Raw genomic sequence first — 17,904 nt, 5'->3', positions numbered from 1 at the left:
CAAGGACCAACGGTTTCGCTGTTGCATGCCGCCTTGTCGCGGGCTCGCATGGAAACGGCGGGGCGGAGCGGAGGAGGTTTTCCGCAGGGATGTGCAGTTTTCGTGCAGGACCTGCGCTTACGGCCGGGGCGCTGCCCGCCATCTTTCCGGACGTTGGCGCTGTCCCAGCCAGGCTCCTTTCCTCTCCCTCCGGAGGGGGAGAGGTGGCTCGGCGAAGCCGAGACGGAGTGGGGGAACCACCTGGCAATCGCCGCGAACGGACATCGGAAGGGCACTGAGCGCATTGCTCGCCTTGCGCCCAAGGGTCGACCCCCGTCCAGCTTTGCTCGACACCTCTCCCCCGATCGACGGGGGAGAGGAAAGGCCCCCTTCCGCAACTGCTGCGGGACGGGCGGGGCAAGCGCAAGCTTTCGCGGTTGGCTCGATATCAGGAACCGGTCGTCCGCACTCTTGCCTCACCCGCCCCCACGCGGCATAGATCGGCGATGACAAGCGAACTCTACTGCCCGCGCCGCTCGGTGCTTTACGTCCCGGCCTCCAACGACAAGGCGCTGGCCAAGATCGCGACGCTGGCCTGCGACGCCGTGATCATCGACCTCGAAGACGCCGTCGCGCCCGCCGACAAGATTGCGGCGCGGGACAAACTGGCCGGCATCTTCGCCAGCCGGCCAGTTGCCAATCACCATGGGCGGCGTTGCGAGATGATCGTGCGCGTCAACGCGCTGTCCAGCGAATGGGGCACTGAAGACCTGCTCGCCGCGGCAAAATTGGAGCCCGACGGCATCCTGTTGTCCAAAGTCGCCACGCCGCGCGACATTCTGGAAGTCGGCGACGTGCTCGACGATAATTTTGCCCCCGACAGCGTCAAGCTCTGGGCGATGATCGAGACGCCCAAGGCGATGCTCAACATCGGCGCCATCGCCGAACTCGGCCGCGACCCGGCCTCGCGCTTAGTTTGTTTCGTTGCCGGAACGAACGATCTGGTCAAGGAAACCGGCATTCTGGCGACGCCCGACCGCCGCTATCTTGTGCCCTGGCTGATGCAGATGGTGCTGGCGGCGCGGGCCGGCAGCATCGACATGCTCGACGGCGTCTCCAACGATTTTCGCGACCTCGACGCGTTTGCGCGCGAATGCACGGAAGCCGCTGCCATGGGGTTCGATGGCAAGACGCTGATCCACCCCGCCCAGATCGAAACCACCAACCGCGCCTTTGCGCCCGCGCCCGAAGCTCTCGCCGAGGCGCATGCGGTGAAGGATGCCTTCGCCTTGCCGGAAAATGCCGGCAAGGGCGTGATTGCTCTGAACGGCAGGATGGTCGAGCGGCTGCATCTGGCGCAGGCCGAGAAATTGCTGGCGAAGGCCGCCGCCATCGGCGCATGATTGCCTAAGCCGGCTTCGGAATACCCCGCCCTACAAGACAGAACTTACGACAGGACCTGACCCATGAGACTCTACCGCTTTCTGTCCGCCCCCGATGATTCCACCTTCTGTCACAAGGTAACCGCGGCGCTGAACAAGGGCTGGCATTTGTACGGCTCGCCGACCTACGCCTATGACAAGAAGACCAAATCGATGCGCTGCGGCCAGGCGGTGGTGAAGGATATCGACGGCCAGGAATACGGGCCGGATACCAAGCTGAGCGACTGGTAGGCTTTGCCAGGCACGGACGCAGGCTGTGTCGAGATTCAGGTCAGGCCGAGCCGAGAACAGTGGTTTCCGAGAACCGGAGCGGAGCGTACTTAAAGTACGCGAGCACCGGAAGCGCAGGAAGCTGCCGTTCGCAGGCCGGCTTCACCTGAATATCGGCGCAGCCTCACTCCGCCGCCTCTTCGATTTTCTCCATATCATCATCCGACAGGCCGAAATGGTGGCCGATCTCGTGGATCAGCACGTGGGTGACGATGTCGCCCAGCGTCTCTTCGTTCTCGGCCCAGTAGTCGAGGATGGCGCGGCGGTAGAGGGTGATGCGGTTCGGGCCTTCGCCGGTCTGCGGGTTCCAGCGCTCGGCGATGCCGCGGCCCTCGAACAGGCCAAGCAGATCGAACGGCGTCTCCAGCGACAGATCGTCCATGATCTCGTCGGTCGGGAATTCGGCGATCATGATGACGATCTCGCCGGTCAGCTTGCGGAAATCGTCGGGCAGATGCGCGTACGCCTCCAGCGCCAGAAACTCCATCTCCTCGATCGAGGGCGAGAGTTCATCGTGCCAGGTGCGGGTCTTGTAGATGCGGGCCATGCTTTGTCCTTTGATCCCGGCATATAGGCTTTCCCTCCGGACTCGGCAAATGGACGGGTACCTGGCCGATGACTGTTTCTTTGCGCCGAATGGCTGCGACCAAAGTCCAAGGTTGGCCTCGCCACCTTTGATCAAGGAATAAATTCCTTCTGACTCCGCTTGACTCTTTCGGCACCCTCTGGAATCTATAGGAACATAACAGGAACAATTATGAGAGAAATTGACCGTCATGGCGACATCAGCCGTGGCGCGGGAGACTGTTTTTGCCCTGCGCCGCCAGATCGCGAAGATCGAGGGAACGCTGCCCGAGCGCCTGGCCGTGCCGGCCGGCGAGCGACCTCGTGCGCGTGCTGAGGGCTGTCTCCACGCCGCGCCTGAACCCGATTCCGATGTTACCATCATCCGGCGCGGGCTTGCCGCAGCTTCGCCGGATGCTTTCCTGGCCACCGGCATCGAACGCCTCGATGCGGCCCTCAGCGGCGGCCTTCCGAAAGCTGCCTTGAGCGAAATCCATGGCCTTGAGACCCGCAATGCCGGGGCCGTCGCAGGCTTTGTGCTGTCGCTTGTCAGCCTGATCCTCAAGGGCCAGCCCTTGCCCGTGCTGTGGATCGGCACGTCGGAGATTTTTCGCGAGGCCGGCTTTCCCTATGCCAGGGGATTGCAGGGCATGTTCGGTATCGCACCGGAGCAGTTGCTGTTTTCCGAGGCGCCGAAACTCACCGATGCGCTGTGGGTAGCCGAGGAGGCCGCCAAGATGACGGCGCTCGCCGCAATCATCCTCGAAATCCGTGGCAGCCCGCAGCGGCTCGACCTCACCGCGACGCGCCGGCTGCACGCGCGCGCCCAAAACGCCGGCCGGCCGGTATTCCTGCTGCGCCAGGCCGGCGAAGCCGAGCCGACCGCCGCCCCGGTGCGCCTCATCGTGTCGGCTGCACCAGCGACATCGCGCCGGACGATCGCCGGGCCGCTTGCCGGGTCGATCGGCCACCCTGCCTTCACCGTCAGCATCGGCAAGAGCCGCACCGCTCTGCCTGGACAATTCACACTGGAGTGGAACCCCGATGAACACGCATTCGAAGAAAGAAAGCCCCGCGAAAAACGGCCAGAGAATTCTGTCGCTGTGGTTCCCGCATCTGGCGGCCGAACGGATCCTGCGCCAGCGCCTGGGACGGTCGTGGCGTTCCCGGCCTTCGGATCATTTCCCGCTCGTGATCAGCCATCGCGACCGCAACGCCCAGCGCATATCGGCCCTCGACGAGCGGGCTGAGGCGCTGCATCTGAAGCCTGGCATGGGCATTGCCGACGCCCGTGCCATGCATCCCTCGATCGACATTGTCGAGGCCGATCCGGAGGCCGACCGCCGGCTGCTCGAAGGCCTCGCCGACTGGTGCGACCGCTATACGCCGCTGGTGGCGCTTGACGGCGTCGACGGGCTTTATCTCGACGTCACCGGCTGTACCCACCTGTTCGGCGGCGAGCGCGCCATGCTGGACGACATCCTTGCGCGGTTTTTCCAGCAGGGTTTCGATGTCCGCGCCGGGTTGGCCGCGACGCCGGGTGCAGCCTGGGCGGCAGCGCGCTTTTGCGGCGACCGCATCGTTGTCTCCGGCGAGGAGGAAGCGCTGCTCGCCCCCTTGCCGCTGGCCGCACTGCGCATCGAGGCCGATATCCGCGCCAGCCTGGAAAGCGTCGGTCTGCGCACCGCCGGCGCGGTCATGGCAGCGCCGCGAGCGCCGCTCGCCCGCCGTTTCGGCGCGACCTTGCTGTTGCGTCTTGACCAGGCGCTCGGCCGCCTCGACGAGGCGGTATCGCCGCGCCTGCCGGTGGCCTCGCTTTCGGTCGAACGCCACCTGGCCGAGCCGGTCGTGCTGACCGCCGAGATCGAACGGCTGGTGCTCTTGCTGGCGGTGACGCTGAAGGCCGATCTCGAACGCCGCGGCGAGGGCGCAAGGATGCTGGCGCTGCTGTTGTTTCGCGTCGACGGCGCCGTCAGCCGCATCGCTGTCGGCACCTCGCGTCCGCTGCGCGAACCGAAGCTGATCCAGCGCCTGTTCCATGAGCGGCTGGCCGCGCTCGAACAGGACATCGATGCCGGCTACGGCTTCGACCTGGTTCGGCTTTCGGTGCTGGCGGCCGCCGGCTTCGACATGCAGCAGGCCGATTTGACCGGCGAGGCCGAGGATGACGGCGCCGACATGGCACTCTTTGCCGACCGCATCCGCGCCAGGCTCGGCGACAGTGCGGTGCTGAAACCGGTCGCCCTCGAGAGCCATCTGCCGGAGCGCGCCATCGCCACCATCCCGTTCTCGGAAGCGCCACAACGCAAAACACCGCTCAGGAAGCCGGGCTCGAAAGACGCGCCGCGCGCAACCATCTTCCCGCCGGAACGGCCGATCCGGCTGTTCCGTTCGCCCGAGCCGATCGAGGTGCCGGCCACCGAAATGCCTGAGGGTCCGCCGATGAATTTCCGCTGGCGCCGCGCGCTCTACCGGGTCGCGCGCGCCGAGGGGCCGGAACGCATCGCGCCGGAATGGTGGCGTGAAACGTCAAGCGATCCGCTCACATCGACGCGTGACTATTTCCGGATCGAGGATGCCGACGGCCGCCGCTACTGGCTCTACCGGCAAGGCCTCTATGGCAACCCGCAGGTGCCGCCGCGCTGGTTCATGCATGGGGTCTTCGCATGAACGCGCTGACCGTCATCCCCTATGCGGAATTCGGCATCCAGTCGAACTTCTCCTTCCTGCGCGGCGCCTCCAAGCCGGAGGAGCTGGTGGTGGCGGCCAAATTCCTCGGCTTTTCCTCGATCGGACTGGCAGACCGCAACACGGTGGCCGGCGTCGTGCGCGCCTGGCAGCAGGCCAAGGTCGAGAAGCTCGCCTATCACCCCGGTTGCCGCCTGGTGTTCGGCGACGGCACGCCGGACATTCTCGCCTATCCGCAGAACCGCAAGGGCTGGGGCCATCTCTGCCGCATGCTGACGCAAGCCAATTTGCGCGATGAAAACGAGAAGGGCGCGACCCTTCTCCAGCGCAGCGACCTGCTCGAATGGGGCGACCTGCTGTCGCTGGCGGTGCTGCCGGATCTCTCGGCGAATGCCGACGATCCCCTGGCATTGGTCCGTCAACTGAAAGACCGTTTCGGCGCTAATTTGCGGCTAGGCATGGCGCCGGATTATCGCGGCAATGACCGTTTCCGCATCGAGCAGGCGGCGGGCATGGCGGACATCGCCGGCGTGCCGCTGATGGCGACCAACGACGTGCTTTATCACAGCGCCGAGCGCCGCTCGCTGCAAGATGTGCTCACCGCCATCCGCCTCAATTTGCCGGTCGCCGAGGTCGGGCTGGAGCTGACGGCCAACGCCGAGCGCCATCTGAAGCCGCCGCTGGAAATGGCCCGTCTCTTCCGCCGCCATCCACGGGCGCTGGCCGAGACGCTGCGCTTTGCCGGCGAACTGACCTTCTCGCTCAGCGACCTCCAGTACAATTATCCCGACGAGCCGACGCAATCAGGGCTTGGGCCGCAGGCCGAGCTAGAGCGTCTGGCCAGGGAGGGGGCCGCCACGCGCTATCCGGCGGGCGTCCCCGCTTCCGTCTTGCAGCGCATCAGTGAGGAGCTCGCTCTGATCGAGCGTCTGAATTATGCGCGCTATTTCCTGACCGTTTACGACATCGTCCAGTTCGCCCGCAATGAGGGCATTCTGTGCCAGGGCAGAGGCTCGGCCGCCAACTCGATCGTCTGCTACTGCATCGGCATCACCGAGGTCGGCCCCGAGCGCATCGACACGTTGTTCGAGCGCTTCATTTCCGAGGAGCGCAACGAGCCGCCCGACATCGACGTCGATTTCGAGCATGAGCGGCGTGAGGAGGTGATCCAGTACATCTACTCCAAATACAGCGCCAAGCGCACCGCGCTGGCTGCCGCCGTCATCAGCTATCGCGGCCGCTCGGCGCTGCGTGAGGTGGCCAAGGCCATGGGCCTGTCGGACGATGTCCGCATTGCGCTCTCCAGTTCGATCTGGGGCTGGTCGACCTCGGAGCTCGGCGAGAAGGAGGCGCATGCCGGCGGCCTCGACCGCAACGAGACCTCGACCCGTCACGTGATCGCCCACGCCAACGAGATCATGGGCTTTCCCCGGCATCTGTCGCAGCATGTCGGCGGCTTCGTCATTACCCGCGACCGGCTCGACGAGATCGTCCCCATCGTCAAGACGGCGATGGAGGCGCGCAAGATGGTCGAGTGGGATAAGGACGATCTCGACGCGGTGAAGATCCTGAAGGTGGATATTCTAGCGCTTGGCATGCTGACCTGCCTGAAGCGCGCCTTCACCTTGCTCACCGACCATTATCCGAAGGCCCGGGATGATTACGGCCGACCCTATGTGCTGGCCACCCTGCCGCCGGAAGAGAACGACGTGTACGACATGATCTGCCGCGCCGACACGCTCGGCGTCTTCCAGATCGAATCGCGCGCGCAGATGTCGATGCTGCCGCGTCTACGCCCGCGCGAATTCTACGACCTGGTCATCGAGGTGGCGATCGTGCGGCCCGGCCCGATCCAGGGCGACATGGTGCACCCCTATCTGCGCCGTCGGCAGGGCAAGGAAGCGGCTGAATATCAAAAGCCAGAGCTGGAGGCTATTCTCAAGAAGACACTCGGCGTGCCGCTGTTTCAGGAACAGGCGATGAATATTGCAATCGTCGCCGGTGGTTTCAAACCCGGCGAAGCCGACGAACTACGCCGCGCCATGGCCACCTTCAAGCGCACCGGCACCATCGGCAATTACCGCCAGCGCATGATCGACGGCATGGTCGGCAAGGGATACACCAAGGACTTCGCCGAGCGCTGCTTCAAGCAGATCGAAGGCTTCGGCGAATACGGCTTTCCCGAAAGCCACGCCGCCTCCTTCGCTTTGCTCGTCTATGCCTCCTGCTGGTTCAAGACCTTTTATCCCGACGTGTTCTGCGCCGCGATCCTGAATTCGCAGCCGATGGGGTTTTACCAGCCGGCCCAGCTGGTGCGCGACGCGCGCGACCATGGCGTCGATATCCGCGACGTCGACGTCAATTTTTCCGACTGGGACTGCACCCTGGAGAAAGCCCAATTCGATCCGGGCCGCATCCTGGGGCGCCATGCCGAAATGCGCGGTGTCATCAAGACCCGGTACGCCGTCCGGCTTGGCTTCCGTCAGATCAAGGGCTTGGCCGAGAAGCGTATGGAAGCTTTCACCGCGCGGCGCGGCGCCGGCTATACAAGCGTCAGGGATGTGTGGCTGCGCTCGGGCCTCAATGTCGGCGAAATCGAAAGACTGGCGCAGGCTGACGCCTTCCGCTCGCTCGGCCTCGATCGTCGTGAAGCCTTGTGGGCGGTGCGCGCGCTGGATGGCAAGAGCGCCGCCGAACGGCTGCCGCTGTTCGACCAGCCGGCGATCCGGCTGCGCGAACTCGAGCCCGAGACAAAACTGCCGACAATGCCGCTCGGCGAGCACGTCATCCACGACTACCGCGCGCTCGGCCTGTCGCTGAAGGCGCATCCGGTCGCCTTCCTGCGCGAGCGGCTCGACCGCGCCGGCGTCATTCCCAATGCCAATCTCGGCTCGGTGCGCGACGGCAGGCGGGTCTCGGTCGCCGGCCTGGTGCTGGTGCGGCAGCGGCCCGGCAAGGGCAATGCGATCTTCCTGACGCTGGAAGACGACAAGGCCGTCGCCAACGTCATTTTCTGGGAGCGGACCTTTACCCGTTTCCGGCCCATCGTCATGGGCGCGCGCTTCGTCAAGGTCACCGGCAAGCTGCAGTCGGAATCCGACGTCATCCACATCGTCGCCGAAAAGATCGAGGATTTGACGCCGTGGCTGACGGTGCTGCTGGAAGAGATGACGCCGGCTGCCCGGCCCGACATTGCCACCCTCTCGGACAAAGCTGAAAGGGTCATGCCCAAGGGGCGGAATTTTCAGTAGGCGCAGCTTATTCATCGAATGCGAAGCGACGATGATCCTTCGCGCCCTGCTCTGCCCTGCCGGGCATCTCCCCACACTTGGGGGAGATCGGCGGCTTCGCCATCCAGCCAATTTTTCAACAATAAAGACTGGCGAAGCGGGAGCGACAAGCAATCTCCCTCCTTGTGGGGGAGATGTCCGGCAGGACTTCAGGGCGCTGTCCCGCCAGCCTTCAGCAAACTTCAGCGACGCTCTGATTCAGCCCGGCCCACCCAATCGCGGCGGCGACAGCACGTCTTCCGCCGAAATAGTCCGCGCCTCCGAGGGCAGCATGATCGGGATGCCGTCGCGCACGGGATAAGCGAGCTTGGCGATCCGCGAGATCAACTCGCCGCGCACCGGGTCCCAGGCCAGCGGCCCCTTGGTCAGCGGGCAGGCCAGCAGCTCCAGCAATTTTGGATCGACATTGACCGACTTGCCGTCACGCCCATCCGCAGCCATTGGATCCCCCTTCAGCCATCGGCTCAGCCCTTATTGCAGGCTGGAGCCAAAGTCCTCATTCTCGCGCGCCAGCGCCATTTCGGTGATGGCGATCAGCGTCTCCGCGCGGGCTTTCAGGTCGGGCGCCTCCAGCAGCGCCTGTTTCTCGGCCGGTCCGTAGGGCGCCATCATCGACAGCGCATTGACCAGCATGGTGTTCTCGGCGCGGCTGACGCTTTCCCAATCGGCTTCGAGATCGTTGGCCTGCAGATAAGCGCGAAACGCTTTCAACAGCGCCGGCCGGTCGACCTCGCTTGCCGCCTGGTCTTCGGCAAGATCGGTGAGGAACGGCGCCAGCTTGCATTGCCGGAAAGGCGTCTTCACCGGCAATTCGCTGGTGATGCGGAAACGGCAGACGCCCTGCAGCGAAACCAGATAGCGGCCGTCGCCGCTCTCGGCCATCGAGATGATGCGCCCGGCGCAGCCGACATTGCACAGTTCCGGCTCCCCGTCGGCGCGCAACGCGCCATTGAGGCTGGGCTGGACGATGCCGATCAGCCGCGCGCCGGCGATCGCCTCATCCACCATCTGCAGGTAGCGCGGCTCGAAGATGTTGAGCGGCATGCGCCCGCCCGGCAGCAGCAGCGCGCCGGCAAGCGGAAACACCGGAATGGTTGCCGGCAGATCCTTGCCGACCCGGTAAAATGCGTTTCCGACCTGCACCTTCACTCCTCCGACCCGCTTCGGGCGCGATGTTATCGGCCTAATCTGGCGCGGCGGCCGCCGACCGCAAGGCCCGACAGCCACGCCCCGGCAATTTGGCCGGCAAACGGCTCAGGAAAACAGCAGCGACGACAATTTGCGCCGTGCCGCCAGCGTCGCCTCGTCGGTCATGCCCCAGGCCTCGAACAGTTTCAGCAGCTGCGCCCTGGCGCCGTCCTCGTTCCACGTCCGGTCGGCTTTTATAATCGCCAGAAGATTGTCGGCCGCCGCATGGCGCTCGCCCCTGGCGTTCTGGATCATGGCGAGGTCGAAACGCGCCTGGTGGTCGCCGGGATTGGCGGCCAGTCGCTGCTCGAATTCAGCTGGATTGCCAAGTGCTGCCGCTTCCGCAGCCAGCGTCATCTTGGCACGCAGCGCGGCAAGTGCCGGCGCATTTTTCTTGGCCTCCGGCGCCGTTGCCAGCAGCGCCTCGGCGCCGTCGCTGTCGCCAGCCTCGAACAGAAGCTCGCCCAGCCCGGCAATCGCCTCGATCGTCTCCGGCGCTTGCGCCAGGATGGCGTCGTAAATGTCGGCTGCGGTCTGCGCATCGCCCGCCGCATGCGCTTCCGCCGCCGCGGCCAGTGCTTCGGCCACCGGCGGCGCGCCATTGCCCTTGCCGCCGACCTTGGTGATGAACTCGGCGATCTGGCTCTCGGGGATGGCGCCCATGAAGCCGTCGACAGGCTGGCCGTCCTTGAAGGCGATGACCGCCGGGATCGACTGGATGCCGAGCTGGCCGGCGATCGAGGGATGATCGTCAATGTTCATTTTGACCAGCTTGACCTTGCCGCCGGCGGCCTTGACCGCCTTTTCCAGAAGCGGCGTGAGCTGCTTGCAGGGCCCGCACCACGGCGCCCAGAAATCGACCAGTACCGGCTGTTTGCGCGATTCCTGGATGACGTCGGCGGCGAAAGTGGCGGTCGTGGTGTCCTTGATCAGCTCGCCAGCGGCAGGTGCTGCGCCGGGTGTCGGGCCAAGTGCCGACTTGGCCGGCTCGGCGCCGCCATATTGCACGGACGTGGTGTACTGGCCAGAATTGCCGCCGAATTGGCCGCCAAACGGATTGTTGTTGTCGCTCATGTCGTCGCCCTTCCGATCGCGCCCAGCGGAGCAGCGCGACGTCCTTAACTAGAGGTCAGTTTTCGCCATCCATGTGGCGATCAAGCCGAGACTTTCAAGATAGCAGCATCATGTCCGGTTGCCTCGACGAATCTGATGAGGTCGGCGGACGCGATCGACGTCGTCGCCTCATTGGTCAGCGGATGCGCGTTGACTGTCGCATGTGCTATCAAATCCTGGTCGAGCACCACCTTGACCCGTCTTTCGGTGTCGTTGATCAGCCCGAACACGGTGACCGCGCCCGGAATGACACCGAGCAGCTCCATCAGCATCTCCGGCTTGCCGAACGACACCCGGCCGGCGGCGCCGATCATCGTGTGGATCTGCTTCAGGTCGACGACCGCCTCCTCGCCGACGCTGACCAGGAAGAAATTGTCCTTCTTGTCCTTGAGAAACAGATTTTTCGTGTGCCCGCCCGGTATCTCGCCGCGCAGCGACTGCGAATCGGCCACCGTATAGAGCGGCGGATGGCGCACGGTCGACACTGATATGCCGAGATCGGCAAGAAAGGCGAAAAGCTCGGCTTCGGTCTTCGGCATTGGTGGTCTTTCCCTGTATCGGCGCGCGGCAAAGCCGTTTACGGCCAATGATGCCGCCGAGACAAGACCGTCATGCGGGAAGTCGATGAACCACCCGCGTGGCCGACAAGGTTCCGCCAAGCGATTTGGCGCGACCAAAAAGCCCGTCATTTCCCTGTTGCAATCGCCGCGCTCTTCAGCCATATAGGCCCGGCTTGCGGCCAAAGGGCCGTGTGAGCGGGTGTAGCTCAGGGGTAGAGCACAACCTTGCCAAGGTTGGGGTCGAGCGTTCGAATCGCTTCACCCGCTCCAGTTTCCTCTAGGGGAATCAAGCGATGAAGAGGCGCCTTTCGGGGCGCCTTTTGCTTTTTCCAGACCGGCGATGTAAGCGCGTTGCGGAACACTTGTTCTCCCTCAGAACCAGGCGCAGGTAAGACGGCGTGGCGCACAATCCCTCGGGTTCAATTTCGGCGAAAGGCGGCACCGCATCTGAAGCGCTTGCTTGGCTGGCGTTGCGGAACGCCGCGTCCGAATGCGGCTCAGGCTCGCGCTTGATCGACCCGCAGCCCCTGCGCGCACTCCCGGCGGGACGCAAGTGGGCGCATGAGATTGCCAAGGTAATCTTCGATGGCCTCATGGCAGGAAGCCTGTCGGTGCCGGCGCAATTGGCTGCCGGATGGGCGAGGTTCGGCAGCGCAACCACCGCGTTGATCATCGAACTCGGCAAGATCTGGGACAATCCCGCAGCGGCTCGCCGCGTCCAGTACCAGCTTGAGCAAATGCTTCTCGAACCCGACGATCTTGCCACGCCGCGCAGGCTGGCGCGAACGCTCGGAATTCGCGTCGACGCTCGCAATCCGACCGCGACCGAACTGCCGGAAGGCATCGATCAGATCTATGCCCATCTGATGCTGGATGGGCGGATCGAGGCTGTCGTGCAGTTCGGTGCACTCGGGACGGTGACGAGCGATCATTGGATTGAATTGATCCTGGATGTAGTGCCTGCTGAGCGGCTTGCGGGAGGATCGCCTGGACCGCAAAAGGGCGCCGGCGCGACCACGTCAAACACGCCTGCAGCCGAGGTATCGTTTGCCATGGCGGGAAGCGAGCCCGATCAGGACAGCCACTTCGGCAAACTCGCGCAATTGGCCGCACAGGCGCATGACCTGGTTCGGTCGAGCGCTGAACCGTCAGAGCCTGTTACGCCGCGCCGCGCACGGGTCGCGGACAAGCACGACGAGGATCGCACGGCGTTCTGGAACAGCTATTTCGCGACCGAGGATCCCTGGAACTACAGCTCGCTCTATGAGCAGGAAAAATATGAGCGGCAGATCGAGATCCTGCCTGCCGGTCCCATCGGCCGGGCGCTTGAGCTGGCCTGTGCGGAGGGCCATTTCACGCGGCAGCTGGCGCCGCGCGTGGGCCATCTGACCGCAACCGACATCTCCGCCATAGCCATCGAGCGAGCCCGCGCCCGATGCAACAATCAGGCGAATGTCGAGTTCGGCGTACTCGATTTCGCTGCCGACACGCTGCCGGGTGAGATGGATCTGATCTTCTGTTCGGAGGTGCTCTACTATCTGGACGATCTCGCCGAGTTGCGGCGCATCGCCAAGAAATTTGCCGAGGCGTTGGCGCCTGGCGGTAGTTTCATCAGCGCACACGCATTCGTGCTGCGTGACAATGTCGAAAAGACGGGCTTCGACTGGAACACATTCGGTGCCCAGGCGATCTCCGAGACGCTGGCAGCGACCGAAGGCCTGGTGCTCGAGCAATCGATCCAGACCGAGCTCTACCGCATAGACCGCTTCCGCCGCCTATCGCCGGGCGATGTGGCGACGGACCCGGTGATCGATCATGTGCCGATCCGCGCGCCCATCGAAATCGGCGTCGCGCGAAATATCGTCTGGGGTGGGGCGCGAGCCTTGCGCCGCGACGTCGCACGTAACGAGCAGCGCCAGCATATCCCTGTCCTCATGTATCACGGCGTTGCCGATGAAGGTCCGGCCGCGCTCGCTCGCTTTCGGCTCACGCCCGCCGCATTCGCCAGCCAGATGGGATGGCTGCGCGCCAATGGCTTTCACGCCATTGGCTCCGAGCAGCTGGAAGCATCCATCGCCAACCGTCAGCCTTTCGTCGGCCGCCCGGTGCTCATCACCTTCGATGACGGCTTCCAGAACTTCGCCGACCATGCCTGGCCGATCTTGCGCGCCAACGACCTGAACGCGGAAGTGTTCCTGGTGACGGACCTGGTGGGCGAAAGTGCAAAGTGGGACACCGACATCGGTCCGCCGACGCCGCTTATGGGCGCCGGGACGGTGCGACGCCTCGCTGCCGAAGGCGCCTTCTTCGGCAGCCACATGGCGACGCATCGCGCCATAGATGGTCTGTCGAGCGCTGACCTGGCCGCCGAGCTCCTGCGCTCTCGTCTGTTCATCGAACGCTGGACCGGCCGGCCAACCAGGGCGTTCGCGGCCCCCTTCTCCGTCACCGACCGACGGCTTGGCCGGCTGGCTAGGGAGTGCGGCTATCGAGTAGGCTTCGGCCGCAGGCACGGGCCGGCGGACCTCCATAGCGATCTCATCGACCTTCCGCGCATCGAGATTCGCGGCGACCGCTCGCTCGATGACTTTGTCGCCACTGTCGAGGCCGTGCTCGGATAAACGGTGAACTTGTCAGTTCATTATTGGGCGACTTGCGACACGGCTGACATCAGCTCCTTCGGGTTTGGGGCGCCAAACATGTATCGCCCACCCTCCGGGACCTCCGTGAAGCTCCAGCGGACGATCCCCTGCCGGTCCAGCAGGAACTGACCAACCAGTTGTCCGTGTCCCGTGGCCATCATCTGCTCGTCGGCTTCGGTCAGTTCGTAGTGGTCCTTCTTGTCGAGGATTGCGGCGGCTGTCATCGGATCCATGGGACCGGGCAATTCGCCAGGTATGTCGACCCGCATGTCCTGTGCCGCTGCCATCGCGACCTTGTACGGCCAGTTCGTCTCGTTCTCGGTGAATTCGAGATTGGGCAGTCCAAAAGCACGATGTGAAGCGCGTTCCGGGTCCGACGCCGCAAGCAGGTTCGGCATTGGATGGTAGCGGAAATAGAGCCGCGCCCGTTCGATCGGCGTGTTGACCACCGTCAGGCTCTCCACGCCCTTTTCGCGCAGCTCCGGATCGAGACGCGCCTGAGCGGCGATGTGGCGCCGGCAAAACGCACAATGCAGACCTCGAAACAGGCCGACCAGCACCGGTTTTTGCCCGCGAAAGTCGTCAAGCGCAATCTTGCCTTCCTGGGTAATGGCGTCGAGTATCAGGTTCGGCGCCCGGTCGCCCGGTTGAAGCGGTATCAATCCACTAGGCGCGGACATGTCCAACCCCCTATCCCGGCTAGTCGAGAAAAGGCAGCACCACAAGCGCTTCCGGGTCGAGCCCGTGCTGGGCGCATATACCCTGCGCCAGGGAAAAGTAGCGTTCGGCCTCGGCCAGATTGTCGAGGTCGAGATTAAGCGTTGCGAGTCCATCATAGCACGGAAACAGAAGTTGGGGCTCGCCCGTTTCGCGGGCTACCTCCAGTGCTTCGTGGAACAAGCCGATCGCCAGTTCCGGATGGCCGTTGCACTGGTGGATCTGCCCAAGCACGATCAACGGCACTGGCAGGTGCTCGCGCTGGTCGAGCGCCCGGTCAATCTCGATGGCCTTCTCGGCAGCAGGCACGCCCTCCGTTGGACAGCGATCCGTGAAAGTACAACAAGCTACCGCCAGATTGGCGAGGAGGCGCGCCTGGAAACCCAAATCGCCAATACGGCGCGCCACTTCAAGACCGCGCCGACAGACCTCCATCGCCTTCGCCGGATCGATGGTCGTGTAGAGCACCCCGAGATTGGTGTAGCCGCGGCAGGCCGCGCCCAGCAGACCGGCGGCTTCGGCCAATTCAATGCTGCGCTCAACCTCACGCACGGCTTCATGGTTTCGCCCAAGGCGAGCCAGCGCAACAGCCTTGGTATTAAGTGCCTCGGCGGTCACGAGGGTGGCATCATCGGAGACATGTTCCGTTGTCAGAGAGCGTACGCAATCCAGCGCCGCGTCTGCCCATTTTGCCGCGAGAGTGTGATCTCCGCTGCGGAACGCCTGTCGGCCACGTTCTTGCCAGAGATGCGCCTGCTCGATCGGGGCATCCGCTCCATCGAGGAGCGCTGCCGCTTCAGCGTAGCGCGATTCCGCGTCGTCCCGCTTGCCCACGTCCCAAAACAGCCGACCGATCTTGCGCAAAACGCGCGCCGCCGCGACACGATCGGCTGACTCGCGATAGGCCTGCAGCACCGCCTCGTAGTGGCGGTGTGCAATCTCGCGGCGGCCTGCCGGGCCGCTCAAATCGGCAATGCGCTCTGCAATTGCCAGTTTGAGCGGTGTTTGCCCGATCGCGCCCAACGCAGTCAGTGCTCGCTCGTAGAAACGAAGGGCGTCGTCATTGGCGTATATCATGCGAGCGCGATCTCCCGCCGCCTGCAGGTAATGCGCGCCCCTCTCCCGCTCGGCGCTCTGAGCGAAATGATGACCGAGCACGGCCAGATCCTCGAACCGTTCCGGCTTGTCGCCGCACAGTTGCTCCAGGGCGGCACCTACCCGGCGGTGGATGTCGGTCCGGCGTTGCAGGAGCAGATTCTGGTAGATCACGTCCTGCAGCAATGTTTGCGTAAAGCGGTAGCTTTGCGACGAGACCGAGCCTGATCCGGCAACTTCCTCGATGATTTCCGCATCGCAAAGCAGTTCGCAGCCCGCTTCCAGTCGGCCGGGGTCGGCTGCCACGGCTTTCAGAAGCGTGGCATCGAAGCGCGGGCCGATTACCGCGGCTTCCTGGGCCAACCGGCGCACCTCTTGCGGCAGCCGGTCGACGCGAGCAAGCAACATTGCCTGGATCGTGGCGGGGATGCCGGTTGCGACTTCGCCTGCCACGGTCCGCCATTGCTGGCCATCGCGCACCAATACACCGCGATCGATAAGGCCGCGAACGATCTCCTCCAAGAAAAGCGGGTTGCCGCCCGCGCGCTCGAGGATCTGGTCGAGAAGCCCTCCTGCGGCGTTTACCCAGCTCTCGCCGAAAAGCGCCGCCACCAGGCGGCGTCCGTCATCGCTGTCGAGCGGCGAAAGCCTGAGCGCTGTGTGGCTGACCCGACTTGAGTCGAGTTGGTCGTTGTCCGACGCCGGACGATTCGTGACCAGCAACATCAGCCGCGTGCGTTCCAGTCTGTCCATCACGAAACGCAGTGCCTCGAGCGAGACGGAGTCGGCCCAGTGCAGGTCTTCGACGACAATCAACAGCGGCGACAACGCAAGCCGCCATTCCATGATTGTGCGGACCGCGTAGAGAATTTGCCGCCGCAGCTGCTCGGGCTCGACATGCTGCAAGGTGGCATCGGGGTCGCCGAGGCCAAGCACATGGTAGAGCAAAGGCATCAGCCGCTTCGCCTCCTCGCCCTGCAGGCCGAGATCGGCAAGCAAGGCTGCGAGCTTGCCCCGCATTTCGTCCCCATTGTCGTTTTGCATCATCCCGGCAGCGCTGCGCACCACTGCACCCAGGGCGCCAAATGATTGTTCACCCAGCGGTGAGCACGTGGCCTGCCGCACGGCGACGTTGCGAAAACGATCCTCGTCGCCGACGCGGGCGACGAACTCCTTCACCAACCGCGACTTCCCGATACCGGCTTCGCCGACGATGCGGACAAGCTGGGCCGAGCCGCCGCACGCCAAGTCAAGGCTCGCCAGCATTCTGTTGAGCTCCGCATCACGACCTATTATGGGCGCACTGAGGCCGAGCGCCTCGAGCCCGCGCGCTGCACGCGGCGCCGCAAGCGGTGCATCCAGTCGGTGGACGAGCACACTGCCAGCCTTGCCGCGAAACACGACATCGCCCAGCGACTCGTACGAGAAGGCATGCCGGGTCAGCCTGTGCGTGAGTTCGCCCACCAGCACCTCACCCGGTGCAGCCAGCGATTGCAGGCGTTGCGCCGTATTCACCGTGTCGCCGGTCACCGAATAAGATTTGGCGGTGCCGATGCCCAATCCGCCAGTAACGACCGGACCCGTGTTTATGCCTATGTGGAGCAGCAGCGGCGAGCCGGAGTGGCGGGTGCTTTCACCGAGCCGCGCCGTCCGGGCGATCATGTCGAGAGCGGCTCGAAGCGCACGTTCCGGATCGTCCTCATGCGCGACCGGCGCACCGAACAAGGCGAGCAGAGCGTCGCCGATGAATTTGTCGACGAAACCACCAAAGCCTTGCACGGCCGCCGTCAATTCCTTGAACAGTTCGTTCTGCAGCGCCTGCATGACCTCGGGGTCGAGCTGCTCGCTGAGTGTCGTGAAGCCGCAGAGATCGGCGAACAGCACCGTTACCGTTCGTCGATCGGCGTCGGAGACGGAATGCGGCCCCTCTTCGCTTTCGATGTTCGGCGACGGAGCTCGAGAGGGCTGCGCAATGGTGCGGCTTGGTGTCGGAGCAGGCCGTTCGGCAGCTTTTGCGGACGCACCGACGCTTGCCCCACATTTAGGACAGAACTCGAAATCAGGTGCGCAGGCGTAGCCGCAACTGGCGCATGGCACGGGCTGGCGGCGGCCACACTTCGGACAGAAGGCGTAACCGCCCTCGATCTCGAAACCGCAGCCCGAGCAGTTCATGGACACCTCACCAGAGCATGATGCCGAAGAGTGTGAAGCGGTTTTCGGACGACATCATGCTCTATCTCTTTGACCTTGGGCCATGACCCGTGATCTCGCCACGCTCGTCACGGCCGGGGTATTCACAAGGATGAACCGATAGTCGTCAACCGGCAAGCGGCAGCACAAATGGGCATCGGTCTGG

The 17,904-nt window shown here is 64.2% G+C and carries 13 protein-coding genes and 1 tRNA gene; 7 read left to right on the top strand and 7 right to left on the bottom strand.

Annotated features, from left to right (window positions below):
- Positions 1–485: 485 nt before the first annotated feature.
- Both NKI46_RS23015 and NKI46_RS23010 read left to right on the top strand, forming a co-directional pair.
- Positions 486–1,382, top strand: coding sequence for an HpcH/HpaI aldolase/citrate lyase family protein (locus tag NKI46_RS23015; protein ID WP_023740129.1), 897 nt, complete (start codon positions 486–488; stop codon positions 1,380–1,382).
- A gap of 63 nt (positions 1,383–1,445) precedes the next feature.
- Positions 1,446–1,652 carry a DUF1737 domain-containing protein gene (locus NKI46_RS23010; protein WP_023673921.1) on the top strand — a complete coding sequence of 69 codons (207 nt, stop codon included), beginning with the start codon at positions 1,446–1,448 and terminating at the stop codon, positions 1,650–1,652.
- Between the two features lie 163 nt (positions 1,653–1,815).
- On the opposite strand, the gene NKI46_RS23005 is transcribed toward NKI46_RS23010, so the two are convergent.
- Positions 1,816–2,238: a metallopeptidase family protein gene (locus NKI46_RS23005; RefSeq protein WP_023702572.1), complete on the bottom strand. Its 423-nt coding sequence runs from the start codon at positions 2,236–2,238 to the stop codon at positions 1,816–1,818.
- A gap of 229 nt (positions 2,239–2,467) precedes the next feature.
- Between NKI46_RS23005 and NKI46_RS23000 the strand changes: the two genes are divergently transcribed.
- The 3 genes from NKI46_RS23000 to NKI46_RS22990 are packed head-to-tail and all read left to right on the top strand — an operon-like array spanning position 2,468 to position 8,194.
- Positions 2,468–3,505 (top strand): ImuA family protein, encoded by a 1,038-nt coding sequence (locus NKI46_RS23000; RefSeq protein WP_023740130.1) that lies wholly within the window; start codon positions 2,468–2,470, stop codon positions 3,503–3,505.
- The gene (locus tag NKI46_RS22995; protein WP_023740131.1) at positions 3,447–4,925 is read left to right on the top strand and encodes a DUF6504 family protein; all 1,479 of its coding nucleotides are present in this window, start codon (positions 3,447–3,449) and stop codon (positions 4,923–4,925) included. Before NKI46_RS23000 ends, NKI46_RS22995 begins: the two co-directional genes overlap by 59 nt.
- Positions 4,922–8,194, top strand: coding sequence for an error-prone DNA polymerase (locus NKI46_RS22990; RefSeq protein ID WP_352748051.1), 3,273 nt, complete (start codon positions 4,922–4,924; stop codon positions 8,192–8,194). Before NKI46_RS22995 ends, NKI46_RS22990 begins: the two co-directional genes overlap by 4 nt.
- 237 nt (positions 8,195–8,431) lie before the next feature.
- Here NKI46_RS22990 and NKI46_RS22985 read toward each other — a convergent pair whose 3' ends face one another.
- The 4 genes from NKI46_RS22985 to NKI46_RS22970 form a co-directional block, all read right to left on the bottom strand.
- Positions 8,432–8,674: a Trm112 family protein gene (locus tag NKI46_RS22985; RefSeq protein WP_023687636.1), complete on the bottom strand. Its 243-nt coding sequence runs from the start codon at positions 8,672–8,674 to the stop codon at positions 8,432–8,434.
- Positions 8,675–8,704: 30 nt separating this feature from the next.
- Positions 8,705–9,376 carry an LON peptidase substrate-binding domain-containing protein gene (locus NKI46_RS22980; protein ID WP_023685086.1) on the bottom strand — a complete coding sequence of 224 codons (672 nt, stop codon included), beginning with the start codon at positions 9,374–9,376 and terminating at the stop codon, positions 8,705–8,707.
- A 111-nt stretch (positions 9,377–9,487) separates the two neighbouring features.
- The gene (trxA, locus tag NKI46_RS22975) at positions 9,488–10,495 is read right to left on the bottom strand and encodes a thioredoxin (protein ID WP_023736734.1); all 1,008 of its coding nucleotides are present in this window, start codon (positions 10,493–10,495) and stop codon (positions 9,488–9,490) included.
- An 80-nt stretch (positions 10,496–10,575) separates the two neighbouring features.
- Complete coding sequence (locus NKI46_RS22970) at positions 10,576–11,073, bottom strand: prolyl-tRNA synthetase associated domain-containing protein (protein ID WP_023672125.1); 498 nt, start codon at positions 11,071–11,073, stop codon at positions 10,576–10,578.
- A gap of 216 nt (positions 11,074–11,289) precedes the next feature.
- Between NKI46_RS22970 and NKI46_RS22965 the strand changes: the two genes are divergently transcribed.
- A tRNA-Gly gene (locus tag NKI46_RS22965) sits at positions 11,290–11,364 on the top strand.
- Between the two features lie 323 nt (positions 11,365–11,687).
- Entirely contained in the window at positions 11,688–13,715 is a 2,028-nt protein-coding gene (locus NKI46_RS22960; RefSeq protein WP_245260494.1) for an SAM-dependent methyltransferase, read from the top strand.
- Positions 13,716–13,735: 20 nt separating this feature from the next.
- On the opposite strand, the gene NKI46_RS22955 is transcribed toward NKI46_RS22960, so the two are convergent.
- On the bottom strand, positions 13,736–14,416 hold the full coding sequence (locus NKI46_RS22955) for a redoxin domain-containing protein (protein WP_023672127.1): 681 nt from the start codon (positions 14,414–14,416) through the stop codon (positions 13,736–13,738).
- 19 nt (positions 14,417–14,435) lie between these two features.
- Positions 14,436–17,720, bottom strand: coding sequence for an adenylate/guanylate cyclase domain-containing protein (locus tag NKI46_RS22950; protein ID WP_023685083.1), 3,285 nt, complete (start codon positions 17,718–17,720; stop codon positions 14,436–14,438).
- Positions 17,721–17,904: the final 184 nt, after the last annotated feature.

Origin of the sequence: Mesorhizobium sp. M0615 (assembly GCF_040320805.1) — a bacterium.
Lineage (GTDB): Bacteria > Pseudomonadota > Alphaproteobacteria > Rhizobiales > Rhizobiaceae > Mesorhizobium.
The sequence above is the reverse complement of the archived record's forward strand: the minus strand, read 5'-3'. Positions and strand labels throughout refer to the sequence as shown.

Bases quoted from the DNA above. Each gene is read 5' to 3' on its own strand.
- NKI46_RS22985 (WP_023687636.1), bottom strand. From the start codon at position 8,674: ATGGCTGCGGATGGGCGTGACGGCAAGTCGGTCAATGTCGATCCAAAA.
- NKI46_RS23010 (WP_023673921.1), top strand. From the start codon at position 1,446: ATGAGACTCTACCGCTTTCTGTCCGCCCCCGATGATTCCACCTTCTGT.
- NKI46_RS22950 (WP_023685083.1), bottom strand. From the start codon at position 17,720: ATGAACTGCTCGGGCTGCGGTTTCGAGATCGAGGGCGGTTACGCCTTC.
- NKI46_RS23015 (WP_023740129.1), top strand. From the start codon at position 486: ATGACAAGCGAACTCTACTGCCCGCGCCGCTCGGTGCTTTACGTCCCG.
- NKI46_RS22955 (WP_023672127.1), bottom strand. From the start codon at position 14,416: ATGTCCGCGCCTAGTGGATTGATACCGCTTCAACCGGGCGACCGGGCG.
- NKI46_RS22990 (WP_352748051.1), top strand. From the start codon at position 4,922: ATGAACGCGCTGACCGTCATCCCCTATGCGGAATTCGGCATCCAGTCG.
- NKI46_RS23000 (WP_023740130.1), top strand. From the start codon at position 2,468: ATGGCGACATCAGCCGTGGCGCGGGAGACTGTTTTTGCCCTGCGCCGC.
- trxA (WP_023736734.1), bottom strand. From the start codon at position 10,495: ATGAGCGACAACAACAATCCGTTTGGCGGCCAATTCGGCGGCAATTCT.
- NKI46_RS23005 (WP_023702572.1), bottom strand. From the start codon at position 2,238: ATGGCCCGCATCTACAAGACCCGCACCTGGCACGATGAACTCTCGCCC.
- NKI46_RS22970 (WP_023672125.1), bottom strand. From the start codon at position 11,073: ATGCCGAAGACCGAAGCCGAGCTTTTCGCCTTTCTTGCCGATCTCGGC.
- NKI46_RS22960 (WP_245260494.1), top strand. From the start codon at position 11,688: ATGGCAGGAAGCCTGTCGGTGCCGGCGCAATTGGCTGCCGGATGGGCG.